This window comes from Vibrio sp. D173a (assembly GCF_030248475.1).
In genome coordinates this window covers 25,463-51,093 of record NZ_JAHGAH010000006.1, presented here as the reverse complement: position 1 = coordinate 51,093, position 25,631 = coordinate 25,463, and the positions used below count along the sequence as shown (strand labels likewise).

The 25,631-nt window shown below is 45.5% G+C and carries 23 protein-coding genes and 2 pseudogenes; 8 read left to right on the top strand and 17 right to left on the bottom strand.

Features of this window, described 5'->3' with window-relative positions:
* Window positions 1–117: 117 nt before the first annotated feature.
* The 3 genes from KIV40_RS00755 to KIV40_RS00745 form a co-directional block, all read right to left on the bottom strand.
* A complete protein-coding gene (locus KIV40_RS00755; protein ID WP_045403015.1) occupies window positions 118–531 on the bottom strand; it encodes a hypothetical protein in 414 nt (137 codons plus the stop codon).
* A 30-nt stretch (window positions 532–561) separates the two neighbouring features.
* Window positions 562–783, bottom strand: coding sequence for a hypothetical protein (locus KIV40_RS00750; protein WP_005429738.1), 222 nt, complete (start codon window positions 781–783; stop codon window positions 562–564).
* 98 nt (window positions 784–881) lie between these two features.
* Complete coding sequence (locus KIV40_RS00745; protein WP_285347683.1) at window positions 882–2,273, bottom strand: PLP-dependent aminotransferase family protein; 1,392 nt, start codon at window positions 2,271–2,273, stop codon at window positions 882–884.
* 179 nt (window positions 2,274–2,452) lie between these two features.
* On the opposite strand from KIV40_RS00745, the gene KIV40_RS00740 reads away from it, so the two are divergent.
* From KIV40_RS00740 to KIV40_RS00725, 4 genes and pseudogenes are all read left to right on the top strand, one after another.
* Window positions 2,453–2,683: a hypothetical protein gene (locus KIV40_RS00740; protein WP_005429733.1), complete on the top strand. Its 231-nt coding sequence runs from the start codon at window positions 2,453–2,455 to the stop codon at window positions 2,681–2,683.
* 200 nt (window positions 2,684–2,883) lie between these two features.
* Entirely contained in the window at window positions 2,884–3,183 is a 300-nt protein-coding gene (locus KIV40_RS00735) for a hypothetical protein (RefSeq protein WP_005429731.1), read from the top strand.
* An 86-nt stretch (window positions 3,184–3,269) separates the two neighbouring features.
* Window positions 3,270–3,708: pseudogene (locus tag KIV40_RS00730) on the top strand (HD-GYP domain-containing protein); the annotation flags it as partial.
* Between the two features lie 238 nt (window positions 3,709–3,946).
* Window positions 3,947–5,131, top strand: coding sequence for an amino acid aminotransferase (locus KIV40_RS00725; protein WP_285347682.1), 1,185 nt, complete (start codon window positions 3,947–3,949; stop codon window positions 5,129–5,131).
* Window positions 5,132–5,245: 114 nt separating this feature from the next.
* Here KIV40_RS00725 and KIV40_RS00720 read toward each other — a convergent pair whose 3' ends face one another.
* Entirely contained in the window at window positions 5,246–5,887 is a 642-nt protein-coding gene (locus KIV40_RS00720; protein ID WP_285347680.1) for an outer membrane beta-barrel protein, read from the bottom strand.
* 219 nt (window positions 5,888–6,106) lie between these two features.
* Between KIV40_RS00720 and KIV40_RS00715 the strand changes: the two genes are divergently transcribed.
* Window positions 6,107–7,996 (top strand): DUF294 nucleotidyltransferase-like domain-containing protein, encoded by a 1,890-nt coding sequence (locus tag KIV40_RS00715; protein ID WP_005429722.1) that lies wholly within the window; start codon window positions 6,107–6,109, stop codon window positions 7,994–7,996.
* An 8-nt stretch (window positions 7,997–8,004) separates the two neighbouring features.
* Window positions 8,005–8,724, top strand: a complete 720-nt coding sequence (locus KIV40_RS00710; protein ID WP_285347679.1) for a 3'-5' exonuclease — start codon at window positions 8,005–8,007, stop codon at window positions 8,722–8,724.
* 78 nt (window positions 8,725–8,802) lie between these two features.
* On the opposite strand, the pseudogene KIV40_RS00705 reads toward KIV40_RS00710, so the two are convergent.
* Both KIV40_RS00705 and KIV40_RS00700 read right to left on the bottom strand, forming a co-directional pair.
* Window positions 8,803–10,674: pseudogene (locus KIV40_RS00705) on the bottom strand (methyl-accepting chemotaxis protein).
* Window positions 10,675–10,901: 227 nt separating this feature from the next.
* A complete protein-coding gene (locus KIV40_RS00700) occupies window positions 10,902–12,473 on the bottom strand; it encodes a BCCT family transporter (protein ID WP_021017801.1) in 1,572 nt (523 codons plus the stop codon).
* A gap of 395 nt (window positions 12,474–12,868) precedes the next feature.
* On the opposite strand from KIV40_RS00700, the gene cosR reads away from it, so the two are divergent.
* On the top strand, window positions 12,869–13,345 hold the full coding sequence (gene cosR / locus KIV40_RS00695; RefSeq protein ID WP_005429716.1) for a MarR family transcriptional regulator CosR: 477 nt from the start codon (window positions 12,869–12,871) through the stop codon (window positions 13,343–13,345).
* Between the two features lie 56 nt (window positions 13,346–13,401).
* Here the strand turns inward: cosR and KIV40_RS00690 are convergent, their stop codons facing one another.
* The 6 genes from KIV40_RS00690 to KIV40_RS00665 form a co-directional block, all read right to left on the bottom strand.
* The gene (locus tag KIV40_RS00690) at window positions 13,402–14,040 is read right to left on the bottom strand and encodes a response regulator transcription factor (protein ID WP_134977729.1); all 639 of its coding nucleotides are present in this window, start codon (window positions 14,038–14,040) and stop codon (window positions 13,402–13,404) included.
* Entirely contained in the window at window positions 14,033–15,388 is a 1,356-nt protein-coding gene (locus KIV40_RS00685) for a cache domain-containing protein (RefSeq protein ID WP_285347677.1), read from the bottom strand. The genes KIV40_RS00690 and KIV40_RS00685 overlap by 8 nt, the downstream gene beginning before the upstream one ends.
* Window positions 15,389–15,521: 133 nt before the next feature.
* Entirely contained in the window at window positions 15,522–16,808 is a 1,287-nt protein-coding gene (locus KIV40_RS00680; RefSeq protein WP_285347676.1) for a TRAP transporter large permease subunit, read from the bottom strand.
* Window positions 16,809–16,820: 12 nt separating this feature from the next.
* Window positions 16,821–17,360 carry a TRAP transporter small permease subunit gene (locus KIV40_RS00675; RefSeq protein WP_010447628.1) on the bottom strand — a complete coding sequence of 180 codons (540 nt, stop codon included), beginning with the start codon at window positions 17,358–17,360 and terminating at the stop codon, window positions 16,821–16,823.
* A gap of 128 nt (window positions 17,361–17,488) precedes the next feature.
* A complete protein-coding gene (locus tag KIV40_RS00670) occupies window positions 17,489–18,583 on the bottom strand; it encodes a TRAP transporter substrate-binding protein (RefSeq protein ID WP_285347675.1) in 1,095 nt (364 codons plus the stop codon).
* A 413-nt stretch (window positions 18,584–18,996) separates the two neighbouring features.
* Window positions 18,997–19,359, bottom strand: a complete 363-nt coding sequence (locus KIV40_RS00665) for a MarR family transcriptional regulator (RefSeq protein ID WP_285347674.1) — start codon at window positions 19,357–19,359, stop codon at window positions 18,997–18,999.
* A 271-nt stretch (window positions 19,360–19,630) separates the two neighbouring features.
* Between KIV40_RS00665 and KIV40_RS00660 the strand changes: the two genes are divergently transcribed.
* Window positions 19,631–20,299: a DUF2982 domain-containing protein gene (locus KIV40_RS00660; RefSeq protein WP_045378820.1), complete on the top strand. Its 669-nt coding sequence runs from the start codon at window positions 19,631–19,633 to the stop codon at window positions 20,297–20,299.
* A gap of 24 nt (window positions 20,300–20,323) precedes the next feature.
* Here the strand turns inward: KIV40_RS00660 and KIV40_RS00655 are convergent, their stop codons facing one another.
* The 5 genes from KIV40_RS00655 to KIV40_RS00635 form a co-directional block, all read right to left on the bottom strand.
* Window positions 20,324–20,980, bottom strand: a complete 657-nt coding sequence (locus KIV40_RS00655; protein ID WP_005430620.1) for an MBL fold metallo-hydrolase — start codon at window positions 20,978–20,980, stop codon at window positions 20,324–20,326.
* Window positions 20,981–21,109: 129 nt separating this feature from the next.
* Complete coding sequence (locus tag KIV40_RS00650; RefSeq protein WP_005430622.1) at window positions 21,110–21,658, bottom strand: DUF882 domain-containing protein; 549 nt, start codon at window positions 21,656–21,658, stop codon at window positions 21,110–21,112.
* A gap of 171 nt (window positions 21,659–21,829) precedes the next feature.
* On the bottom strand, window positions 21,830–23,422 hold the full coding sequence (locus KIV40_RS00645) for a murein L,D-transpeptidase (RefSeq protein ID WP_134977730.1): 1,593 nt from the start codon (window positions 23,420–23,422) through the stop codon (window positions 21,830–21,832).
* A gap of 104 nt (window positions 23,423–23,526) precedes the next feature.
* A complete protein-coding gene (locus KIV40_RS00640) occupies window positions 23,527–24,609 on the bottom strand; it encodes a DUF1513 domain-containing protein (protein WP_285347673.1) in 1,083 nt (360 codons plus the stop codon).
* A complete protein-coding gene (locus KIV40_RS00635; protein ID WP_285347672.1) occupies window positions 24,590–25,627 on the bottom strand; it encodes an imelysin family protein in 1,038 nt (345 codons plus the stop codon). The genes KIV40_RS00640 and KIV40_RS00635 overlap by 20 nt, the downstream gene beginning before the upstream one ends.
* Window positions 25,628–25,631 lie beyond the last annotated feature (4 nt).

The window sequence follows — 25,631 nt, the reverse complement described above, 5'->3', positions numbered from 1 at the left end:
GTACTTTTAACCAAGTCTTCGTGATATCGAATCAAAAAAGACCTCCCTTGTGGAGGTCTTTTATTTTGTGCTGATTGGGGCAAATACTGCGCGTAATGCTTTTTCATGTACTTTGCGCTATTGGCTCAACTTTACGCTCATAATACTTGCAGACTCTGTTACTTCCACATTGTCATTCTCATCAGTCACTACCGTATGATCATAGACTCCGCCAATCAGAACCGGTTTTTCAAGGTCTCTCTGCTTAATGACCAACGACGTATTGATCTGATTTGTTGCGTGTTTAATCTTGCTGGCTTTAATCACCGAGACATCTAACTGATAGTCGGGATGAAGCTTTTTCACCGTCCCTGATAAATCGATGCGCTCTTTCTCATTGTCTACATGAGCCTCGAAATGATCATCGGCTTGGATCTCTGCCGTCAATTTAGATTGATCATAAATCAGAGTGACCGATTTAGGTTCAACGTCCTGATTAGCAGCGCAACTAAACGTGAACACAGATAGTGCAAGCAAGATTGAATTCTTCATTCACTTTATTCCTAGTTGTAGTTATGTCTTTTATGAGTCGTTACCCTCATCTTTATCTGCATGAGCGGCGTACTTAACACCCAATACGCACAAACCAAACATAATAAAAGGGATAACGGCGGCGGTGTATTCTGTCCACGCCATATGAGAGAAAGACTTCGCCAAAATAAGATGCGCAAACACGAGTAAGAATGCGCTAAAAATGGCAACGGCGATGAGTCTCAATTCATGTTTTATCAACGGCTTTTTCATTGTCACTCCTCCTTATCGATGACTCCGTGGAAGAGTGAAACACAGCTTTTCTAAACGGTCCTGATACAGTTAGGCCGAAAAAAGATCAAACAGTTCCATTAGCGAAGTAAATCACTCAATTTGCGAATGGCTTGTTCAACGTGCTCATCCATCGCTAAAGAGGTATTAAGCCGCAGACAGTTTTCAAACTGTGCATCCAAGGAGAACAACTTGCCGTGAGCAATGGTCACCTGTTCAGCAAGCAACGCGTGATAGAGCGCTTTGCTACTGGTGCCTTTTGGCAGTGTCAACCACAGAAAATACCCACCTTGCGGTACATAGAAATCAACTTGCGCGGGAAGATGCTGTTCAAGAAGAGCAATAAATCGTTGTTGGCGCTGCTGGAGCGTTTTACGCAGCTTTCTTAGATGGTTATCGTAACTATCATTTTGGAGGTAATGCGCCACGCCTTGTTGAATAGGAGCGCTGCCTGACAAAGTCGACATCAATTGCAACTTTTGAATCGGCTCATTGAAGCGTTTGTTGATTACCCAACCTAAACGATAACCTGGACAAAGGCTTTTTGATAATGAACCACAGTGGAGCACTCGCTCGTGAGTATCAAAGCTTTTAAGTGACATTGGCTTCTTCTCACCAAAGTACAGCTCAGCATAAGCGTCATCTTCGATTAGATACACATCGTGCTGATTAGCAAGATCGACAACACGATGTTTTTCCTCGTCACTAAGCGATGTACCTGTCGGATTGTGGAAGTTAGTCATGAGCCAACATGCTTTCACATCGTGCTGCTCAAACAGACTTTCTAATTGAGTTAATGAATGGCCTTTCTTAGCATCCACGCGAACTTCTATCGCCTTCAAACCGAGCCGTTCAATCGCTTGTAGCGCACCATAAAAAGTCGGTGACTCAACGACTACAATATCGCCGGGTTGAGTAACGGCTTGCAGGCTAAGGTTGAGCGCTTCTAACGCTCCCGAGGTGATCACAATGTCATCGTGAGTTAAGTTCATGCCCTGCTGAATGTAGCGCTGAGCAATCAAGCGGCGGAGTGACTCGCTACCTGGGGGAAGATTATCCAGCAAGGTGTCTGGCCCCATTTTCCGCCCAGAGCTGGCAAGGTTGCGGTTTAATGCGTCTAACGGAAACAAAGTCGGTTCGGGAAAAGCAGATCCAAGTTTTATTGCCTCTGGCGACGCTTGATGTTTAAGAAAATCATACAACTCATCATTAACCGACACTCGCAGCGGATGACTTTCTGACGTTGAAACTTCCAATCGTTCGAGATCAGCGGTAACAAAGTACCCTGATTGCGGTTTTGCCGTCACCCAACCTTGAGCTTCTAGCAATTGATAAGCTTGCAATACTGTCCCAGTACTGACTGAATGGCTGCGACTCGTTACACGAACAGATGGCAGTTTTTCTCCTACTCTCCATGTATTTTGCTGGATCTGAGTTTTAAACAGCTCAGCCAATTGGCGGTATCGGTTCATGCATCCCTCGTTACGTTCCTACCGAGCGCACCTTAGCATACTTCACACCGATATACCGACGTCACAGTTATCAAACTCGAAACGTAATTAATCAATCTTAGTGATATCAATTGCCGTTACGAAATGAGAATTTATGTTCCATACTTTCAAAGGCATGAAATTTCTTGCGGGAGAAAATGATGAAAATGTTTACGATGGATGACCTCTCCTACCGAGGTGTACACCAAGGAGTTCACAGCTGGGATCACCCAGAGGGCAATAACCCTTATTACTGGCATCCTGATTGGCTTCATATTGCTGAAGACGCATTAGGCGTTCACCCAAAAGCGGAGCTTGAAGTACCTGATGGAGAAACGGCAACTGAGGAGCACGCGAAAGCGGCGATCATCAAGCACCTAAATGAGCAATAAGGTGCGTTTAATACCTATTTATCAGATAGCTATTGTAGCGAAGTGCCAATAAATCTATCTGAATGAGAGCTGTGCAACGGAATGGATTATTTATCAACAAGATAAATAGATAGCAATCACATTAATTCCGATAACATCTGTTACATTTATAGAGTAATGGTGACGCACACCTCAACTCATGACTATGAGAGACGATAATAATGACTAAGTACAACGAAAACGATATCCAATACAAAGGCGAAACTAATGGTGTTCACGCATGGAGCACGCCATCAGGCCAACCTTATTACTGGCACCCAGATTGGCTGCACGTTGCTGAAGATGCGACGGGTTCACACCCTAAGCAAAAACTAGAAGTAGAATCTTCTGAAGCACCGACTGAAAAACACGCACTAAAAGCAATCTTAAAGCATGTGAATGATTGGGCGACGGGTAAACTGTCTTCTAACCCAGATATCGAAACCAACGCCGTTGAGTCAGAGATGAACCTGAAGAAGTAAACTCAGTACGAGTTTCATCTACTATGATTGACCCAAAGCCCCGCACTGTCGGGGCTGTTTTGTAAATTCCGCCTAATACATAACAAGATCACATCGAATTACTCTACAAATCTGCCCCATTGCATGGTGTAGGCAAGGTCGGTGTACCTGACAACGTGTTACTCAAACCAGGAAAACTGACCGACGAAGAGTTTGAGCTCGTGAAAGGTCATGCTGAAATTGGTGCCGAACCGCTGTCAATTGCAGAAAAACCGCTAGGAAGTAGTTCCTTTTTACGAGTTGCAAAAGAAATTGCGCTAACACACCATGAAAAGTGGGATGGAAGTGGCTATCCAAACCAACTTTCTGGTGAAGCAATTCCGCTCTCCGGACGACTAATGGCGTTAGCGGATGTGTATGACACGCTGGTTTCTAAACGCGTTTACAAGCCAGTGTTCAGTCATGACAAGGCGAAAGCCATCATTCTGGAAGGCAAAGGCAAGCATTTCGATCCACAAATTTGTTGCTGCATTTCTTGCGGTCTAAGCCGAATTCCAAAATATCGCTCATCAATATCAAGATGAACAAAACATCGCCGCTTAGCCAGTTATCCCCCTCTTAAAACGCTTGTTAAGAGGTTTTTTTATATCAAAAGCCTTCGTTATGTTAGATTTCTGTTTCAAATCAAAATTATTTTAAGTTTTCTGTTCACTAACTGTTGTAACGAATATTGCTGAAAGGTATAAATGTCTGCAGACCCCTTCGATTAACATGGATGAAGATTATGTTTGAAAAAGTAGTTGCCGCTCCGGCTGACCCTATTCTTGGACTAACTGAAGAGTTTAAAAAAGATACTCGCGCTGAAAAAATCAACCTAGGCGTTGGTATTTACAAGAACGAACAAGGTGAAACCCCTGTTCTTGCGACTGTTAAAAAAGCCGAAGCCGCACTGATTGAAACTGAAAAAACCAAATCTTACCTGACCATCGAAGGTACTGCAGAATACGGCCTTGCCGTGCAAAAACTGCTTTTCGGTGCTGATGCTGAAATCGTCGCAGACAAACGCGCTAAAACAGCACAAGCTCCAGGTGGTACTGGTGCATTACGCGTTGCAGGTGAATTTATTAAGCGCCAACTTGGTAACGTTAAAGTGTGGATCAGTAACCCGACTTGGGCTAACCACAATGGCGTATTCACTGCCGCAGGTATTGAGACAGCACAATACAGCTACTACAACGCAGAAGACAAAGACTTCGACGCAATGCTGACTGACCTTCAGTCTGCTTCCGAAGGCGACGTGGTTCTACTGCACGGCTGCTGCCACAACCCAACAGGTATCGACCCAACTGCAGAAGAGTGGGAAACACTGGCTAAGCTGGTTGCTGATAAAAAACTACTTCCTCTATTCGACTTTGCATACCAAGGTTTCGCGAAAGGTGTAGAAGAAGATGCAGCAGGTCTACGTACTTTCGCTAAGTACAACAAAGAGATCCTAGTAGCGAGCTCTTTCTCTAAGAACTTTGGCCTTTACAACGAGCGTGTTGGTGCATTCACTTTAGTTGCAGAATCAGAAGAAGTGGCAACAACAGCATTTTCACAAGTCAAAGCAATCATCCGTTCTATTTACTCTAACCCACCAGCTCACGGCAGTGCGGTTGTAACTCATATTCTTGGTGACGCAGCACTGCGTGCAGAATGGGAAGCAGAAGTAGCAGAAATGCGTGACCGTATCCAAGAGATGCGTGAACTGTTTGTAGCAACTCTGAAAGCAGAAGGTGTCGACGCAGACTTTAGCTTCATCGAGCGTCAAAACGGCATGTTCTCGTTCTCTGGTCTGTCTAAAGAACAAGTAAACCGTCTGAAAGAAGAGTTCGCAATCTACATTGTTGGCTCTGGCCGCATCAGTGTAGCGGGCATGACGAAGTCAAACATGGGTCCTCTATGTAAAGGCATTGCGGCGGTTCTATAATCGCCCTTCTTGCTCAAACAAGTCGGAATAAAAAAGGTCAGCAATTGCTGACCTTTTTCGTACATCTGTTTGAATTCGAACGGTTCTGATTCAAACAACGAGGATTCACACGACTCAATAAACGAACTTAAAGCTGATGCCCACTTCGTTGATGTGATCAGATTCTCGGCTTTGATAATCAGTGTCACGGAATTGGTAGTAAAGCCCTGTACCAATCACATGGTGCCATTGGTAGTTAAACGCGATCTTGTAATTGTTCTCATCTACAATATCACTGCGATTTAAGTGAACTTCTGCCGTTGCCATCAGCTTTTCACTGAATAAGTAATTAGCACCAATCGTCACACCTTGAATAAATTCACTATCCGATGAAAGCGTTCGGTCGGTATTGTCGTCGGTCGCTTTGGCTTTAATCGCACCAAGTCCATAGATACCATACACATCAAACTGTTCATTAATACCGTAGCGATAGCCACCACCAAACATCAAACGGTCTATACGCAAAGTGAAATCGTCTGGGTGGAAAAACTGCGCGGAGTAATCGACATTAAACAGCCAGTTGTCGGTGAACATATAGTTACCACCCAAGCCCAACTTCGTCGCGTTGGAATTATCTAGCCATTCTTCATTTGTGGTACCAGCACCGATGTCTAGATTGATGTGCTCGTAGCCAAATTTATCGACTTGTTCTGACTCTGAGGCAACGCTCATTATTGGTAATGCTACGAGAGGTGCAGCTAATAATAGTCTTACCATTCTACTTCCTTCCATGAGTGTCATCCAAAACTCTTCTTTATACGCCCATTGTATTGATTTAATTCGGCATCTTGATGACAGCGTAGCCGAAATAATAACGAATTGCCGTGCGACTTGTCTGAATCTTATCATTGCGCACGAAAAACAGTGATCCGATAAGATTCTGTTTTAAAACTAAGTTAAGATTACCCTATCACTTGCAAACCAAAAGGCACCTTAATGGAAGCAGAACTTCTCGAGATATATAACTTTCTCGCCAAGTATCCCCCATTCAACGAGCTTCCGGAAGAAACGCTCACCAAAGTGACAGAGAACATCGAAATCTCTTACTACCGTCAAGACACTCCTATCATTCACTTCGGCGACCAGATCAATGACCTATACATGGTTCGCAGCGGCGTGGTTGAGGTCTACCGACGTAAAGGTGAGCTGTATAACCGACTCGACGAGGGCGACCTTTTTGGTCAAATGGGTCTTCTTACCAACAACAAAGTTCGCTTCCCTGTAAAAGCGATTGAAGACTCCTTACTTTACTGTATTCCGCAAGATATCTTCCAAGAGCTTTACGATAACTTCGACTCATTCGCTGATTTTGTCGAAGTAGAAAACAGCGCACGTCTTCGCCAAACGGTATCCGAAAACAACGATGCAAATGACTTGACCACTTCTAAAGTCAAAACACTCCTCACCCGCGAAGCGCCTACCATTGAGCGCGGCCAGACAATCCAAGAAGCGGCACAACTGATGGCGCAAGATAACGTTTCTTCGCTGTTGATTGTAGACCCAGATTTTGTGCTGGATGAAGAAGATCCGCAATCGCCAGTCGTTGGTATTATCACTGACCGTGATTTATGTACTCGTGTCTTGGCAGAAGGTCTATCACCGCTTGATGAAGTATCGACAGTGATGACGACCGAAGTTATCTCACTGGACCACAACGCATACGTGTATGAAGCCATGCTAACCATGCTTCGTTACAACGTGCACCATTTACCAGTAGTGAAAGAGCAAATGCCGATTGGCATCATCGAAGCAACGGACATCGTTCGTTACGAATCGCAGAACTCCTTGTTACTGGTGAGCAGCATCTTCCAGCAACAAACCATCGAAGACTTAGCCATTGTTGCAGAAGAAGTGAAAAGCAGCTTCGTGCGTTTGGTCAACGAAGACGCCAACTCGCACATGGTCGGCAGTGCCATGTCGGTGATTGGCCGAAGTTTCAAACAACGTTTACTCGAAATGGCAGAAGAAGAATTAGGCCCACCACCTATTCCCTACTGCTTCCTTGCTCTGGGCTCCATGGGCCGTGACGAACAACTTCTGGTTACCGACCAAGATAACGCCATCATTCTTGATGACACCTATAAAGAAGAAAAGCATGGCAAGTACTTTGAAGCGCTCGCACAATACGTCAGCGATGGCTTGAACGTATGTGGCTATAAGTACTGTACTGGCGACATTATGGCAACCAATCCAATGTGGCGGATGACACGTTCACAGTGGGAGGAGTGCTTCGCCGATTGGATTGATGATCCAAACCCGAAAGCGCTACTCAACGCCTCTATCTTCTTCGATTTAGACGGTGTCTATGGACGTTTGAAATGGGCAGAACAGTTAACCAGCTTCATCGTGCGTCGCGCTCGTAAGAACAACCGATTCTTGGCATGTTTAGCACGCAACGCGTTGAACCGAACTCCGCCGCTCGGCTTCTTTAAAGACTTCGTGATGGAGAAAGATGGCCAGCATAAGAACTCGATCAACCTAAAACGCCGAGGCACCGCCCCATTGGTGGACTTGATTCGCGTTCACTCGCTTGCGGTCGGCTCCCGCGCTCAAAACTCATTTGAGCGCCTTGATGACATCATCGACGCCGGTATTTTGCCAAAAGGCCGTGCGCAAGACTTGAAGGATGCGATGGAGTTCATCTCTATGGTACGTATCCGCCACCAAGCTACGGATGTTGAGTTAGGTACTGAGCCGGATAACAACATTGAGCCTGAAAACCTGTCGGATTTCGAACGCCGAAATCTAAAAGATGCGTTCCAAATCCTCAGCAATGGTCAGAACTTCTTGAAGTTCCGTTATCAGGCCAGCAACAAATTTAAGTGAGGCGTGGAATGATCAAAAAGTTATTTCAAAAGCCCAGCATCCAGTGGCCGATGAAGTTCCAGCAAAAGTTGGAACGTGCCACTGACGAGCGCTTGGTCGCCTTTTACGCTAAGGAATTACCTGCTCCGGACACCCCACTCTCTCAGGTGGAATTTGTCGCATTAGATTTCGAAACGACGGGCTTAAATCCGCAAAAAAACGGCATTATTACTATTGGTTTGGTGCCGTTTAATCTCAATCGTATTTTCTTACGTCAAGCGAAACACTGGAAAGTTCGACCCCAGGAAAAGCTCGATGAAGACTCCGTCATCATTCACGGCATTACTCACAATGAACTGATTGATGCGCCCGATTTGGGCGAGATCCTTGGCCCATTATTGGAGAGCTTAGCGGGTAAGATTGTCGTGGTGCATTACCGCCGCATTGAACGAGAGTTTCTTGATCAGGCACTTCGTACGCGTCTTGGTGAGGGTATTGAGTTTCCGGTGTTAGATACACTGCAGATTGAAGAAGACATCCAACAGAGAAAGTCTGGCGGTTTGTGGAATAAACTCAAAGGCAACAAGCCGAAATCATTGCGTTTGGCTCAATCTCGTCGACGTTATGGACTGCCAGATTACACGCCGCATCACGCGTTAACCGATGCGATTGCTACCGCCGAGTTGCTGCAAGCGCAAATCGCACACCACTACCAAGCAGATCAGCCGATAAGCAGTTTGTGGTTATAGCGAAGCGAGAAGCGAGAGCATTTTCTACCAATAAACAAAAAGGAGCCAAGCGGCTCCTTTTTCATACTTAAAAACCAATTACAGTTTAAAGCGTTTGATCTCTTGCTCTAGCTCATGAGAAAGCTCAGACAGATGCGCTGCTTGGTGCGCTTCAACAGAAAGCTCGTTAGACACCTCACGAATGCCTTCGGTGTTGCGAGTGATTTCTGTCGTTACAGACGCTTGCTCTTCTGCCGCAGACGCAATTTGCGTTGCCATGTCGCTAATACGCTCAACCGCAGAGTGAATTTGAGTCAAGCTTACCGCTGCCGAGTTTGCATCATCGACACTAGTGTCAGCAAGACGACGACTGTCATCCATGATACCCACCGCTTTCGCCGTTGTGCCTTGCAGCATTTCGATTGTCTCTTGGATCTCTTGCGTTGATGCGTGAGTACGTTGGCTCAATACACGAACCTCATCCGCCACGACAGCAAAACCACGACCTTGTTCACCTGCACGTGCCGCCTCAATCGCCGCGTTCAGTGCCAACAGGTTAGTTTGCTCTGCAATGCCTTGGATGGTCGAAAGAATGGTGTTGATCGCGTTACCGTGTGCTTCCAGCTCTTGGATAACATTGGTCGCAACTTGCACTTCTTGCGCTAGGTTTTGGATAGAGCCTTGAGTTTGCGTTACTTGGCCAGAGCCATGCACACAGGCTTGTACTGCTTCTTCAGAGCTTGATGCCGTGTTATCTGCGTTACCTGCAATCTCTTGCGTCGCTGCAGCCATCTCATTAACGGCAGTCGCTACCATGTTGATTTCATCTTGCTGGTAAGAGATACGCTGACTACGCTCTTCAGCTTGTTGTGCCGTTGTACGCGCTTGTTCTGACAAGGCTGAAGAGACATGACTCAGTTTGGTCACCATGGTGTGCATGTTGCCTACAAAGCGGTTGAAGTTATCGGCTAGTTTGCCCACTTCATCATCACTGCGAGGTTCCAGACGCTGCGTCAAGTCACCCTCACCTGAAGCAATTTCTTCCAGTGCTTGTGATACTCGGCCAAGATCGCGGAACAAGAAGCCTACCAACCAAGATACGGCCACAATCACCACAATAGTGATCAATACCGCGGTAATAACCATCTCACGCAGAAGTTGCGCGTGGCTTGCTTCTTCCGTTGCGCGATCCATCTCGATAGCGAACATCCAGTTTGTACCCGGTACTTTGCTAAAGTAAAAAAGCTTCTCTTGACCTTTGATCGTTGCTGTTTCAATGGCTCCAGAATTTGCAGCACGCTCAATAGAGCCTTTCGAAAACTCTTGAGTAAGGTCAGTGATTGGCTTAAGCGTTAAACTTTTGTTTGGGTGCGCAAGGAAAGTGCCATCGTTCATGTCGATCAGCATTGCATGCGCGTTTTCACCAGCATCTAGGTTGATAACGTCGTCAATTAGCTGATCGATCAGTACGTCCGCACCAACAACACCAATGAACTTACCGTTTTTCATCACAGGTTCTGCGATAGTCACTAGCAATGCATTTGTGATCGCGTCTTGATACGCTTCAGTGATGATTTGCTTGCCTGCAGCATTGGCGTCTTTATACCAAGGGCGAGTACGTGGGTCGTAATCTGCACGGTTACGTTCTGGGTGAGAACGGTACATGCCACCTTCAGGTGTGCCCAAGAAGATATCGTCAAAGCCCCCCGCTTTGCGTGCTTGTTGTAGGAAAGGCACAACGTCTTTCTCTGTTGAGTAATCGTTAAAAGCCTTAGCAATGTCTTTGCGAATCGATACCCAATCAGAAATACCTTCTGAAGCGGCGTTGCTAAGACTTTGCGCTCGTGAATAGACACCTTAACGCGTCTGATCAAAAAGTTGATCAGCTGACAGCCAAGTGAGTGCTGTTGCCATCACAACAACAGCAGATAGGCTTGCGCCAATTAGCTTTTGTTTTAATGATAATTTCATAATTATTATAAAGGGTTGGGAGAACAGTTTAGGTGGCTGAATCTTACACGCATTTTACAAAGTAATCACGAAGATCATTCACAAAACTGAGACTATAAAGTGTTGTAAAATAAAGAATTTACTTCGCCATTTTTTTGGCAAGCGTCAGAAAAACTGCACAAAAAAAGCCAGCATTTCGCTGGCTTTTTAACTCGTTAATATTTAACGATATTTATAAATCACATCAATTATTGACGCTCTGTTCTCATACCCATCAATAGGCTGACACACATTGCAAGCAATACAAGCGTGAATGGCAATGCTGTCGAAATAGCACCAGCTTGTAGCGCTTGAACCGCTTCTGAGCCACCAATCCAAAGTAGCGCAACCGCGATTGCACCTTCCATGAATGCCCAGAATACACGTTGTAGAACAGGCGCATCCACTTTACCACCAGCTGTAATGCTGTCGATAACCAGTGAGCCAGAGTCCGATGAAGTGATGAAGAATACCAATACCAACACAACGGCAATGATAGACAGCATGTTACCAAATGGCAGAACATCAAACATTTGGAACATGGCTAATGAAACGTCTGTAAGACCGTTCGCACCTAGCTCACCCACATTATTAATTACTTGGTCGATTGCTAGACCACCAAATGTTGACATCCAGATCAGCGTCACGACGGTTGGTACAATCAGAACAGCAGTAATGAACTCACGAACCGTACGGCCACGTGATACACGCGCGATGAACATACCTACGAATGGTGACCATGAAATCCACCAAGCCCAGTAGAATACAGTCCAACCTTGGAACCATGCTTCGTCAGTACGACCAAACGGGTTACTTAGCGGCACTAAGTTTTCTAGGTAAGCCATTAGCGTTGTTGGGATAGAGCCCAGCGTTACCGCCCAACCAATCAAACCAACAAGAATCAGTAGCAAGAATGCGATAACCATGTTGATGTTACTGATGACTTTTACACCGCCATCAATACCACGGATTACCGATACCACTGCAAGCAGGGTTACTACTGCGATTACCACGATTTGCAAGCCAAGACCTGGCTCAACACCGAACACGTGGTGAATACCACTCGCCGCTTGTTGTGCACCTAGACCTAGAGACGTAGCTAGACCGAATAGCGTTGCTAGTACCGCTAGAATATCAACAATGTGACCAGCCCAACCCCATGCGCGATCGCCCAGCAATGGGTAGAAGATCGAGCGCATCGATAGAGGCAAGCCTTTGTTGTATGTGAAGAAAGCAAGGGAAAGTGCTACGACACCGTAGATTGCCCATGGGTGTAGACCCCAGTGGAACATCGTCGCGCCCAGTGCAAGCTTAGCGGCTTCCGGCGTGTTTGCCTCTACACCTAGCGGGGTTTCATACCAACCAGTGAAGTAAGCCACTGGCTCTGCCACACTCCAGAACATCAGACCGATACCCATACCTGCTGCAAACAACATCGCAAGCCAAGACATAAAGGAGTAATCAGCTACCGCGTCTTTACCGCCAAGGCGAATCTTACCCATTGGTGACACAATCAAAGCTAGGCAGAAGATTACGAAGATGTTGCCTGAAAGGATGAATAGCCAGTCAAATGAGCTAATGATTTTTAGCTTAATGCCATCCAACGCTGTTTTTGCAGTATGTGCATCAAGCACCAACGCCGCGACAAGAAATAGTGCAATGAAACCAGCACTGATACCAAAAACAGGATTATGTACGTCAAACCCCCATTTCTGGACGTTGTCTTGACCAACCGTATAGTCGGTACTGTCGATACTGTACTTATCTATACCTTTTGTCATTGTTCCTCTCTTTTGCATTCAATATTTTTAACAAGGCATTAAAAATCATTTGAACACGATACATTTTATTTTCCATGAAAGTGGAAGATCCTACCATTTAAGGCGTTTTTGTCTATCTTTTGCTGATAAAAAATCCAATAACTTACTTTTCAATCAGAAAAATCCACCAAAAAAAGCGAAAACAACCACAACAATAATTAGACCACAAACATTTATTACTATAATAATTCTAGTCGTGCCTTTTTTCCTCTCAGAAAGACCTTAAAAGTAATAAGGAGAGCCAAGGCAAATTATTTTAAATTGGTGTCACGATCCCTAACGTAGCCCTTTAAATAACAGCGTTTTTGAGTTAGTGTCGCCTCGTTATATGATCCCTTAATGACTGGATTACGAAATTGGAAAAGTACGAAGAAGTCTTGGTCTCGATTCGTCAGATCATCCGCGCTATTGATTTACACTCAAAGAAGTTAAGCAAAGAGTCTGGTTTGACGGCTCCTCAGCTAATTCTGATGCGTGCCATAAGTGAATTAGACAATGTCACGATTAAGCAATTGTCTAGCCATACCAATATGAGTCAGGCAACTGCAACGACCATTCTGGACCGCCTAGAACGCAACCAGTTTGTCGAACGCCGCCGTAGCGTAGAAGACAAACGTAAAGTGCATGCTTTACTGACTGAGAAAGGCCAAGAGGCACTAAAACAAGCCCCGACGCCGCTGCAAGAACACTTCATCAATCGCTTCCAGAAGCTGGAAGAGTGGGAACAGAGCTTACTGCTCTCTTCTGTTCAGCGTATCTCTACCATGATGAATGCCGAAGACATTGATGTTGCGCCAATGCTCGAGCTTGGAAGTATCACCAAGCCAGAATAAGCTTCTTCTTTAGCGCTTATCACTCCTTCCCCGATGAGCGCTTTGTTATCCCTTCCCTACTCCGTTAATCCCGTTTCAAACGCGTATTTCGCCAACTCAGCTGTCGAGTGCAAATCCAATTTGTGTTTGATGTTATGACGATGCGTCTCTACCGTTCGATAACTGATATCCAAAAGCGTAGCAATCTTTTTACTGCTATGCCCTTGCGCGACCAATTTTAATACAGCTTCTTCACGACGGCTCAGTGGGTTGGGCTTTTGTGTCGCAGGTACCACATCTTGCGTAAACAAGGTTTGAGTGACCGATTCACAAAAATAAGTCGAACCTTGATTAACGGTTTTGATTGCTTGCACCATCTTCTCGGCTGAGATTTCTTTCAGCATGTAGCCCACAGCGCCAGCTTGCATCACCTTCATGATGTACTCACGGTTATCATGCATGGTTAACATCAAAATTTTGCTCTCTGGACGCTCTTCCCTAATCACACCCGTGGCTTCGATGCCATTCATGATGGGCATACTGATGTCCATAAGAATCACATCGGGGTTGAGCAATTTGGATACTTCAATCGCCTCAAGGCCATTGCTCGCGGTACCAATAACATCAATATCAGGTTCCAGCTCTAGACGCGCCATAAACCCATCGAGCACAACCTGATGATCATCCACTATCACCACACTAATTGGTTTATCCATAAACTAATCCATCCAAATCTAACAATACGGTGATTTCTGTCCCTAGCCCCGGTTCACTCATCAATTCAAACTCACCACCAATAAACTCCACACGCTCACGCATGTTACGCAAACCGATGCCTTGGCGGTGTACAGATTGATTGACCATAAAGCCAATGCCATCGTCACGTATGATCAATTGCAGCATATTGCCCATCTTTTGCAAAATTACCGTGACCTTTTTTGCCTTGGCGTGTTTCTCGATATTATTCAAAGACTCCTGAGCCACACGGTACAACGTGGTCGCGACTTCCGATTTCAGCTTGAGCTGTGCCGTATCAAAATGGCTATCGAAATCCATACCTGAGTGAGAATGAAAGTCTTGCAGCAACGTCGAAAGCGCCGCTTCTAGGCCGATGTCATCCAAGGCACTTGGACGAAGCTGGTGCGAGATATGTCGTACTTCATTAATTGCGGTGATCAACGAGCGTTGAGATTTATTAAGGTGGGATTTGAGCTTTTCATCCTCGATTCGATGCCCCAGCAAATCTAAATGACATTTGCTCGATACAAGCAGTTGGTTAATACCATCATGCAATTCGCGAGCAAGGTGCTTCTTCTCTTCTTCTTGGAACATCAAGGTTTTGTGGGCAAGCTCCTTGAGGTTTTTATCCGCTAAGCGATGTTCGTGTAAATTGATTGCCAACGTTAAAACGATGATCACCGCAACCGTCACAACAAGGATCACGACAACAGTAAAGAAGGTCGTCTCGATATTCTGGTTAACGGCAGCGCGCATATTGGCGACCTCGTGACTTACATCTTCAATATACAAACCAGTACCAATCATCCACTCCCATTTGTCGAGCCAAGCGGCGTAGCTCAATTTGGGGACAACTTCTCCAGTAGAAGGCTTTTGCCAGAGGTATTGATGGAAGCCACCACCCAATTGGGCTTGATAGAGCAGCGCTTCAATAAGATGATCACCGTTTTCATCTTGAATATGCAGCAGGTTTTGCCCAACTAAATCAGGAAGAATGGGATGAACTAAGTTGGTACCATGTTTATCATAAGCAAAGAAGTAACCATCTGAGCCATAGCGAAGCCGATTGAGAATCGCTTTCACGCGCGCTTTAGCCACATGCTCTTCTATCGAGGGATCGTTGTAGATATGGGAAATCGCATCGAAGGCCAGATCAACGGTATCTTTCAATGCGACTTCTTTAGACTTGATCAGGCTTTTATGAAAGATTTCCACTTCACGCTGACCTAACGTCTTTGCTTGGTAAATGGAAATCCAACTGATGCTTGCTGACACCAACAACACAGGGATCAACGCCAGCAAGATGAGTTTAGCTTTGAGAGGCATCCCTTCCCTCCATGAAACGCTGCCTAGCACAATTGATAACCAGCTTAACAACTTGTCTCAAAAGGTAAAAACTCTCAGCTCACAAATTCGCCACTCCCACTTACATTACGCAGATCGCATTAGACTAGCCGAATTACGACATGCCGTAGAAGCCCGGAAAGAGTAACAATGAAGCAAGCACAACAATTTGAATCGCAATGAATGGCATCACACCACGGTAGATATCTCGCGTTGTTACACCCGCAGGAGCCACACCCTTCAAATAGAACAAGCTAAAACCAAATGGCGGTGTGAGGAATGACGTCTGAAGGTTCATCGCAATCAGAATCGCAAACCATGTCATGTTGATCCCCATAAGCTCCGCTACCGGTGCAATAATTGGCACGATGATGAAACAGATTTCTACGAAGTCGATGAAAAACCCGAGGATAAGAATCACCAGCATGGTAATGATCAAGAAGCCCCACTTCTCACCCGGAAGTTGAAGCATCCACTCTTCAACAAGGTAGTCACCGCCCGTGTAGGTAAATGCCATTGAGAATGCCGTCGCACCAAGCAAGATTGCAAACACCATCGCGGTCACTTTTACGGTCTCTTTAGACGCCTCATACACCATCGACCAGCTGAACTTTCTGTAAAGCAGGGAAAGCACTATCGCACCTGCACCACCCAACGCCGCAGATTCGGTCGGAGTAGCAATACCCGCAAAGATAGAACCTAGAACCACAATAATCAGTGCAAGTGGTGGCAATACGGCTTTAAGCGCGGTTATCACCTCTTGTTGGCGGCTGATGGATTCATCACGCTCAATAGGTTGAGCGGCCTCTGGGTTAAGCTTGGCATAAATCAGAATGTAGACAACGTAAGCACCCACCAGCATTAAGCCCGGCCATACAGCCGCTTGGAATAAGTCACCTACGGGTACGCCTAATACATCACCGAGCAAAATTAAGACTATTGAAGGCGGGATGATTTGGCCTAGCGTGCCAGACGCACAAATGGTGCCACAGGCCAGTCCTTTGTCGTAGTTGTACTTAAGCATTACTGGCAAAGAGATTAGGCCCATCGCGACAACCGATGCGCCGACCACACCCGTCGATGCCGCAAGCAGCGCTCCCACTAAAACGGTAGAGATAGCGATACCGCCACGAATACCACCAAACAAACGCCCCATCGACTCAAGCAGTTGCTCAGCCAATCGGGTCTTTTGTAATACCAATCCCATGAAAACAAACAGCGGTACTGCCATCAGCACCGTGTTCTCCATAATGGATTGAATGCGATATGGCATGAATGCAAACATCTCAATGCCTTCTGCCCATACGCCGAAAATTAATGCAATGCCACCAAAGGTAAAGGCAACAGGGAAACCTAGCAGTAGCGCAAACAGAGCTACAAAAAACATCACTATACCGATCATACTGACTTCCTTTTACGACTTACCGTTGTTACCGGCATAGATAAGATGAGGGTTAACAATTTTATTGATGGAATGAAGCAGCAAACCAACACCACTGACCGCCATAAATAAGAATGACAATGGGATCATACCTTTAATGATCCATCGATAAGGTAAGCCACCCGGGTCACCGGACGTTTCCCCAAGGGCATAGCTCTCTTTGGCAAAGTCGATACCGAACCAAGCAACCAATAGGCAGAACGGGAATAAGAAAAGTAAAGTGCCCAGGATGTCGATGATGGATTGCGCTTTGTAGGACAAGCGCTCGTAGAAAATATCCACTCGTACATGGCCGCCCGATTTGATTGCGTAAGGGACACCGAGTAGAAATACAGCGGAGAATAAATGCCATTCCATCTCTTGAAAGGCAATAGACACGTCATTAAACACGTAACGCATGACAACGTCGTACACCACGTTCGCTAACAACAAAATGAATAGGATGCTGGATAACCACCCCAAAAAATCACCGAAGCGGTTAAAGATTCGCTCAATATAAATAAGGCTTCTCATTCCGAACTCCATGGAACGTATGGATTGGCTCCGCTGGTTCGCGGAGCACTTTTATGGTCTTCTCTAAGAGAAGTTTTCTTGGGCTTCATTTGTAGGCTCAATCTCTCGGTATCACCCACTTGATGAAGTTATTGTTGAGCTTGGCTATTTAGGTAAGCTCGGTGTGAAATATCAGACCAAGGGCGTACTTGCTCGATGTAGCTAGCTTGCGATTCTTGAATTTCTTTTGCTAAAGCATCTTTTTCTGCATGCTGTTTTAGGAGACGAACGTTCGCTTCACGCAGTGCAGCAATAACCTCTGGTGGGAAGTCTTTCACTTGAACGTCTTGGTACTCTGATTGGATAGACGCCCAGTTTTTACCACTCTCATGCTTAGATTGCGTGTACATGTCGTACGCTGCTGCTTTCATCGCCACTTGAAGAATCGCTTTCAGATCATCCGGTAGACGCTCCCAAGTACGCTTGTTGACTAGGAATTGCAGCTCAGTGCCTGGCTCATGCCAACCTGTGTAGTAGTAAGGTGCAATTTTGTGGAAGCCCATACGCAAATCCAGAGATGGACCTACCCATTCCAACGCATCGATCGTACGACGCTCAAGCGAAGTGTATAGCTCGCCCGGCGCGATGTTGGTCGGTTTCGCACCTAGCTCAGCAAGGATTTCACCTGCAAAGCCCGGGATACGCATTTTCAGACCTTGCAGATCGTCGACTGATTTGATTTCCTTCTGGAACCAACCGCCCATCTGCGTATCAGTATTACCACCTGGGAATGACAATAAATTGTGTGGCGAGTAAACCTTTTCCATCAACTCCATACCACCACCGTAATAGAACCAAGCGTATTGCTCGGTAGGCAGCATACCGAAAGGCATAGAGGTAAAATAAAGGGTGTTTGGCACTTTGCCTTTCCAGTAATAAGAAGCAGAGTGGCCCATGTCGTATTGACCGGACTTCACCATATCAAACACGCCAAGTGGCGCTTTGTGTTTGTTTGCAGAATCAATACGGATTTGCAGACGGCCATTTGACATTTCCTCTGCCATTTTTGCCATGTTCTTTGTCGCATCACCGAAGATCGGGAAGTTAGGTCCCCACGTTTCCGCCAGTTTCAAGCGATATACTTTATCGTCAGCAGCATTAGCAGAAGTCGCTACGAATGCCATGGTCGCAACCATCGCAGTCGCTTTGAGCACTCGTTTCAAAGATTTTTGGATAAGACTCATCGTTCACGTCCTTTGTCACCAAGGTTATTGTTGTCATCCATTACATAAGGATTCGCTATAGAAGATGGGACATTAGATGGAAGTAAGAAATGGGCATGAACACGCACAAATTTGCGCTTTCAAGCGAGTGTTAGCCATTGGTATTACGTACTAATACGTAGTCTTTATGATGACTGCGTTTTATGTAAACGATAAATCAGGTAGTTAGACAAGCAACAAGAACAGTAAGGCTGAGGAACTACTTAAGTAGTTGACTGCGGAAGAATTTACACAGTATTTAATAAAATGTGACAAATGGCGGCTTTGTATCATTAGAATTTTCAATTAGAAATCGAGAAAAGACAGGCTACAGCCAAAAAAATACCCCGACCGAAGTCGAGGTATTCAATTAAGAAACAGAATTACAGCGGTAATTAAACTGCTTTATAGATAACTTTGTTACCTGCTAACTGCTCTTTTTGAACTAGGTTTTCTTCAAGAAGCTTCTTCAGTGCGCCAGTAGCCCATGATGCCGCTTTAGCTTCTTCTTGACCAGCAGCTAGACCAATACCTTTAGGGTTGATACCTTCAGCATTAGCAACAACGATATCTAATACTTGTTGTTGCTTAGGAGTAAGTGCAACCTCAACAGTTTTCGCTGCAGCTACTTTCTTCTCAGCTACTGATTTCTCAGCAACAGGTTTTTCTGCTTTGGGTGCCGCAGCTACATTTGCTACTGTCGCTTTAATGCGTTTTTGCAGTTTCATCTGCACTTTACGCTTATGAGCAAGTCTCATTGAATATTTCTCCAGTTCACTGCATCTCAGCAGGGATGAAAATTTGAAGCGCGTTTTATACCAAAATTCATTAGCGATTTGTAGGTTTTAGCGGCGAAACGCGATGAAAAATGCGCTGACTGCATAGAACGTCTACTATTTAATCAGATAAATTGTGAACGGATTTATTGAATACTGGGTATAAAAACAGAGGTTTTAAATACTTAATAAGCACATTGGTGAATATTAAGAAAACGATACTTCGTACCCAATATTCATTGAGGCTGAAAGCATGGAAACGCTGCATCTGACTAACTCACACTTCAAATCTGACTCGCCCATTAACAAATTGATTATGCTCTTGGTCGTGCTGATCACTTTGTTTCTTGTACTGATTGCTCCAGGGTGGAAACAAGCCATGTTATCAGTGGTCTTGATGGCCATCATTGTCGGCTTTGCCATCGTAATGATCAAAAAGAGCCAGGTGTCCTTTACCCTGACCTCCTCCCACTTTCAACAACACCTCTTTAAAGGCGGTTGGGTAGTTCGATGGCAAGATATTGACTCCATTGGTATTTGTACCTACGAACAAGAAGGTTGGCACCAGCCCTTACCTTGGATAGGCATTCGATTAAAGCACTACTCTCCTTACTTAAATGCGATTTGTCCACGCATCGCCACAGAAATCTTGCTTGGGCAAAGGGCTTTACTCTACTTGGGCGCAAGACAAAATAACTGCGAAACAAAGTTTGAGGATATGGTGCTCGATCCCGCCCCGTACATTAATCAAAAAGGCATTCATTACGACGGCTTGTTAGCGATGTTAGCAAACAGGATGAAATATCAGAGACGATTTTATGGCTATGATGTGTTTATCTCAGCCAGTGACTTAGATAGAGAAGCGGAAGAGTTTGTGGGATTGGCTCGACGTTACTTAGCAGCCGCCGAGCCAGATGTTTAATTCCCCGATGCCTTTGCTAATGGCTTAGTAAAGCGGCATTTCGTCAGCAACGAATGGGTTAGTTTTGCGCTCGTGGCCAAACGTTGATTGCGGGCCATGGCCTGGGACAAAAGTAACATCATTACCTAGTGGCCATAGCTTCTCTTTGATAGAGCTAATAAGCGTGTTGAAATCACCTTGCGGGAAGTCTGTACGACCAACGCTGCCGTTAAACAAAACGTCACCAACAAACGCCAAACGCGCTTCTTCACTGTAAAGCACAACGTGACCCGGAGTATGGCCCGGAGTGTGAATGACATTCAGAGTTTGATTGCCAAAAGTGACCTTGTCACCTTCATTCAACCATTGATGTGGTTCAAACGCCTCTGTTAGTGGAAAGCCGAACATTTGGCTCTGACCTTCTAGGCCCTGTAACCAAAAGTTGTCCGCTTTGTGAGGGCCAACAATCTCAGTACCACCAAGCAGTGCAGACAGTGGCTCAGTGCCACCCACGTGATCCAAATGACCATGTGTTAGCACTAAGTTCACGACTTCAACACCGAGCTCTTTGATAAGCATCGCAAGCTGTTTTTCATCACCGCCTGGATCAACCACAATGCCTTTCATGGTTTCATCACACCAGACGATAGAACAGTTTTGAGAGAAAGATGTTACTGGAACAACTTGGTATTTCAGAGCCATAGATAACCTATACCGAATAAATTTGCATGAAAACTGCCGCAACTATGACACTAAGCCCTAGCGACTTCAAGCTTTGCACATTGGGGAATAGCGGCTGTCTAACGGGAAAAACAACCGCTTAGAGCGCGGTTACCAAGAGCGAACCGCACCGGTATCAATATGGACGAAGTTACTACGCGGGTAATAACCTACCCCACCCGCTTTTAAGCTCAGTGCCGCCTCACGGACAGTCGACAGCTTTACGCCATCTAAACGGAAATCGATCGCCTTTCCTTCCATGTGCATGCTTTTCTTGGCAACACCGGAAGAGCTGTTTCGCAAGGACGCGTTGGTTACCGGTGAGCGGTAGCCTGAAATCACAATCACTTCAGCTTCCGTACCGATCAGTTTTTGAATTTGGCTGATTTGGTCGAACAAACGTCGATCCATTGGATGAACTTCATTACGGCGATGATCACGGCAGAACTTATCAAGACGCTTTAGTTCTTCATCGACGTAGCTCGAACCGTTGAAATAACACGATTCAAGTAATTCACCAGTATTGAGGTTATTCATCGCAAGTACACGAGGCTCGTCGGGTAATGAAGCCCAAGACACCGACGGCATGGTTGAAGCAACCACAACACCACCAGCGGTCATTTTAAGAAAATCACGACGAGAAAAATTACGACTTACCATTAGAAAATACTGCTCAATTACTGTACGAGCAGCGGACATTACCGAAACCAATTTGATGCGTCAAATGCATAAATCGGTCCGGCTTATCGCTTTTAGGCTGGATTTTCTGTTTACTTATTGAACAGGAACCAGATTTTATGAATTGTAAATTTTTTAAATTAATGACGAATCTCACCCTTGATGATCATATTGATAAATATCATCACGGTAGTACAAGGTCCCCTCTTCTAACCAAGCGGTTTGGTAAATAATGTGCACTTGAATACGTTCAGTCAGTGGTACAGAAGTATTTGAGCGGCGACCACTTTGACGTTTCTTCGCCAACCGCTCTTCAAGGCCTTGTGTCTTAAACAGTAGCTCCGCTAATTGATCGGCATGCTCAACACGTACACAGCCTGAGCTGAACGCTCGACGATCCTGATTGAACAGATTTTTACTTGGCGTGTCGTGCAAGTAGATCGCTTGTGGGTTCGGCATGTTGAATTTATACAGACCCAACGCATTGTGGGACCCAGAAGACTGTCTCATGCGATAAGGGAATGTTCTTGGGTTTACCGTAGCCCAGTTGATAGTCGTTGGATCGATGATCTCTCGTGATGTCCAAGAGCGAATGATCTGGATGTTATGCTCCATCAGGTACATTGGGTTGCGTTTTACCTTGGGGATAATGTCTTTCACCATGATCTTCCAAGGCACATTCCAAGTTGGGTTTAGAATGACAGAATCCATAGTGCCGGTCATGATTGGGGTTTTGCGTGACGCCTTCCCTACCACAACTTTAGATTCAAACAGTGGTTGGCCATCGTGCCAATACGTCACTTCATATCCAGGTACATTGACAAATACCACATTATCACGCTCTTTAGACCAGATACGAGATCGCTCGGCGTTTAATGCTAATGAATGTAAGCGCTGCTGCGGTGAGAAGTTAATCCAACGCAAAGTATTTGGGCCGATAATGCCATCTTGTTTCAAACCGTGAATCCGCTGAAACTCCATCACAGCCAGCTCTAGGTTTTCATCATAAAGCGTGGTTTCAGTATCCAAATGTCCAACTTCAACACCAACAATTTGCATCCGAGCGATCAAGCTAGACTTATTAAACAGCTCATCACCTACACGCGCTAGCCTTTGATCTTGCTGATAGAGAGGAAACTCAAATTTCGCGTAAGTAGATAGTGAAGAAAAAGCGGTATTGAATGATTCGTCCATCTGCAATGGAGAACGCAGATCGGTAAGAAACTGATCCAGTTTACCGACCGTAATTTCATTGCTTAACAACGACAAGGTTTCAATACTTGGTGCAGGAAACTTAACGTGAACCTTGTTGGCAAATAACCAGTTGATGCCTTCTTCCGGTACTTGCTCAAGATAGGAAAGGTACATAAGCAAAGAATCGGTCATGACAAGATCAAAATCGAGCTGATCACCTTGTTCACGGACTTGTTCTATACGACGCAATTGATTGTCAAACTCTTGGGTTACATCTGCTAATGTCACCAGCTCCATTTGGAAAATGAGCTGCGCAACATCATCTTCATTTTCCCAATTTAGACGATAATTTGTGCTTTGATAGAGTTGATCGATGACCTCCGGGTAATGGATCATCTTCTCAACAGAGAGCTTTTCGACCGCGCCCTCTTGCTCTGTTTGTGCAGACGCATCAAGAGAAACTACTGTTGAAAAGCTGCAAAACGGCACCAAAAGTGCCGTTATCATAAGAAATCTAGCAATCACTGAAACGATCCTTCCGTCACATGCCATTAAAAAAGTATGGCAAATATCTCACGTGTTGCAGCTTTAAAATTAAGAATCTGCAGACGAAAACGACAACAATACTCTCAATAAACGATTACTCAATGATCTTTCTAAATAATTCTGGACCAATGGTTGTCCCACTGCACACCACTAGCAAAGGTATTTTTGGACTCCGTAGGCCTTTGTTCAACCACTTTACCCGCCCCAGAACTGACTCGAAACTCGTCACCGTAGATCACCACACCTGAAGCGTCTGGTAAAGCACTTAGTTCGACCAATTTGCCCGTTGATTTGGACCAAATCCCGTAACAACTGCCCGGTGGCGAAGTGGCTAGGATCCATTCATCGGTTGCGGCAATACTCGCTACATAATGATTGAATCGCGCCCACTCTTCAGGCTCTGCTTGTAGATCTTGCATCTCACCACCGCGGGTGTGCATGGCGATCAATGCAGGATACTCATCCGGTTCTCCACGATATTGCTGACCGCAAAGTACCGTCTCCGTACCGTCGTGAGCTAAGTGACGAATGCTCAGCTTATGATCCGGTAGAGAGACTTGATCCAATAACTCACCTTGTTGAGACAAGTAACTCAAACTTGGCTTCATCGTATCAAGGTTGAGCGGTTGACGACCATTGGTATGTACGCCGCCAACGCCAATGGCAAGTGCACCATCAGGCATCATGATCACTTCATGAGGCCCTAGACCAAAACCGGTTAACTCATCGATTTTTTGATATTGCTTTTGCACATCATAAACACCAATGATCCCACGGCTTGTGCCCCTCTCTCCTTCTGTCGCAAATAGCAACGTGCCGTCATGAGAGTAAACACCATGGCCATAGAAATGGCGATTCGGTTTTGCCAGTTGCAGCTTGATCATTTGCTCTGAGCGATAATCAAACACCATAAAGAAGGTCCCAGGTCGTCGACCAAAAACCACGGCATGGCCTTGCTGGTTTGTCGCCACGCCATGACCCCGCTCGGGAATAGGCAGCGAAGAGAGCGGCATGCCATGCTCATCGGCCACCACCGCCGCGTATTTGTCTCGGCCGATAATAGAACAGCCGACCAACGCAGGCTCACGAGAGCTTGTGGAAGCACAACCAAATGGCATAGCAGGAACCGCCGCTCCGAAAAGAGCGGCTTTCAGTAAGGTTCGGCGGGTTTGATCAGTCACCATCAGTTGCATTAAATCCTATAACCACACCAAGCTCGATAGCCACTTCTTCGTGGATCAAGTACTTCAATTGCTCTAGTTTGTTGTATTGCGCTAGCACCATCCGATAGCCTTCTTTTGTTTGCAGTGCGGCAAACAAGCTCTTATCTTCCGGCCATGTATCTAACGCCATCTCGAACTGATGAACAACACGATCAGCTAAATCCGCATGACCTTGTTCTCTTAATAGCGTATCTAGCCCGTTACCGTCAGCAAAATAGAGTGCTTCCATTGCGGTAAGGTTCGCTTTCAAGTTCGAAAGCGACGTCTCTGAACGCCACGATTCTGAGAAATAGGGGCGAGGCTTGCCAATCTTCGCCAATGGGCGACTCAACTTCTTCATGCTGTATTCAAGCTGATTAGAAAGCAGTGAAATGTACTCAGATTCCCATTCCATCATCTCTAACGATTTCCACGGGTTTTCTGCCCAAGAATCCGCGATGATCTGCGCTTTGTTATCGAGGTTTTCTGCAATCGCAACCCCCGTAGCACAGGTATTACTGTTACTAGATAAAGTCGATGACTGATCGTAAAGCAGCCATTCCAATGCGCCTAAACCTTGCACGGTGACACTTTGCGTAGAGATATCTTCTGCACTCCAAGTTTGGGCAGATTTCGTCAATGTAGACATTTTACGGCCAGTGGTATTCTTTTTATCTGGCCAGAACTGAACATTCCAACTTTGCTCTAATGCCGTCGCAGGACCACGCTCTTGCCCTTGCAATGCCATCCATGCAAGCATGGTTTGATGCCACTGCTGTTTTACTTGTGTATCTTCTTTCGTTTCTAAAGCGCAGTAATCTGCAAAGCTCTGCTCTAACTCACCTGTTTGCGCTAAAAATGCCTGTGCAGCGTTAAACTCCACTTCGTAAACATTTTGCGAAATATGGCTGGTACTCTCAGGCTTGGTCGGGGTTGTTCCCGTTATCGATTGGCAACCAACCAAACTTAACGCTGAAGCAATCGCACTCACTAACAGTGTCTTTTTCATGGTT

Bases quoted from the DNA above. Each gene is read 5' to 3' on its own strand.
- KIV40_RS00680 (WP_285347676.1), bottom strand. From the start codon at position 16,808: ATGATCGGTATAGTGATGTTTTTTGTAGCTCTGTTTGCGCTACTGCTA.
- KIV40_RS00745 (WP_285347683.1), bottom strand. From the start codon at position 2,273: ATGAACCGATACCGCCAATTGGCTGAGCTGTTTAAAACTCAGATCCAG.
- KIV40_RS00700 (WP_021017801.1), bottom strand. From the start codon at position 12,473: ATGACAAAAGGTATAGATAAGTACAGTATCGACAGTACCGACTATACG.
- KIV40_RS00660 (WP_045378820.1), top strand. From the start codon at position 19,631: ATGGAAACGCTGCATCTGACTAACTCACACTTCAAATCTGACTCGCCC.
- KIV40_RS00655 (WP_005430620.1), bottom strand. From the start codon at position 20,980: ATGGCTCTGAAATACCAAGTTGTTCCAGTAACATCTTTCTCTCAAAAC.
- KIV40_RS00715 (WP_005429722.1), top strand. From the start codon at position 6,107: ATGGAAGCAGAACTTCTCGAGATATATAACTTTCTCGCCAAGTATCCC.
- KIV40_RS00725 (WP_285347682.1), top strand. From the start codon at position 3,947: ATGTTTGAAAAAGTAGTTGCCGCTCCGGCTGACCCTATTCTTGGACTA.
- KIV40_RS00710 (WP_285347679.1), top strand. From the start codon at position 8,005: ATGATCAAAAAGTTATTTCAAAAGCCCAGCATCCAGTGGCCGATGAAG.
- KIV40_RS00690 (WP_134977729.1), bottom strand. From the start codon at position 14,040: ATGGATAAACCAATTAGTGTGGTGATAGTGGATGATCATCAGGTTGTG.
- KIV40_RS00675 (WP_010447628.1), bottom strand. From the start codon at position 17,360: ATGAGAAGCCTTATTTATATTGAGCGAATCTTTAACCGCTTCGGTGAT.
- KIV40_RS00750 (WP_005429738.1), bottom strand. From the start codon at position 783: ATGAAAAAGCCGTTGATAAAACATGAATTGAGACTCATCGCCGTTGCC.
- KIV40_RS00755 (WP_045403015.1), bottom strand. From the start codon at position 531: ATGAAGAATTCAATCTTGCTTGCACTATCTGTGTTCACGTTTAGTTGC.
- KIV40_RS00740 (WP_005429733.1), top strand. From the start codon at position 2,453: ATGAAAATGTTTACGATGGATGACCTCTCCTACCGAGGTGTACACCAA.
- KIV40_RS00645 (WP_134977730.1), bottom strand. From the start codon at position 23,422: ATGGCATGTGACGGAAGGATCGTTTCAGTGATTGCTAGATTTCTTATG.
- KIV40_RS00665 (WP_285347674.1), bottom strand. From the start codon at position 19,359: ATGAGACTTGCTCATAAGCGTAAAGTGCAGATGAAACTGCAAAAACGC.
- KIV40_RS00685 (WP_285347677.1), bottom strand. From the start codon at position 15,388: ATGCCTCTCAAAGCTAAACTCATCTTGCTGGCGTTGATCCCTGTGTTG.
- KIV40_RS00635 (WP_285347672.1), bottom strand. From the start codon at position 25,627: ATGAAAAAGACACTGTTAGTGAGTGCGATTGCTTCAGCGTTAAGTTTG.
- KIV40_RS00670 (WP_285347675.1), bottom strand. From the start codon at position 18,583: ATGAGTCTTATCCAAAAATCTTTGAAACGAGTGCTCAAAGCGACTGCG.
- KIV40_RS00720 (WP_285347680.1), bottom strand. From the start codon at position 5,887: ATGGTAAGACTATTATTAGCTGCACCTCTCGTAGCATTACCAATAATG.
- KIV40_RS00735 (WP_005429731.1), top strand. From the start codon at position 2,884: ATGACTAAGTACAACGAAAACGATATCCAATACAAAGGCGAAACTAAT.
- KIV40_RS00640 (WP_285347673.1), bottom strand. From the start codon at position 24,609: ATGCAACTGATGGTGACTGATCAAACCCGCCGAACCTTACTGAAAGCC.
- KIV40_RS00650 (WP_005430622.1), bottom strand. From the start codon at position 21,658: ATGGTAAGTCGTAATTTTTCTCGTCGTGATTTTCTTAAAATGACCGCT.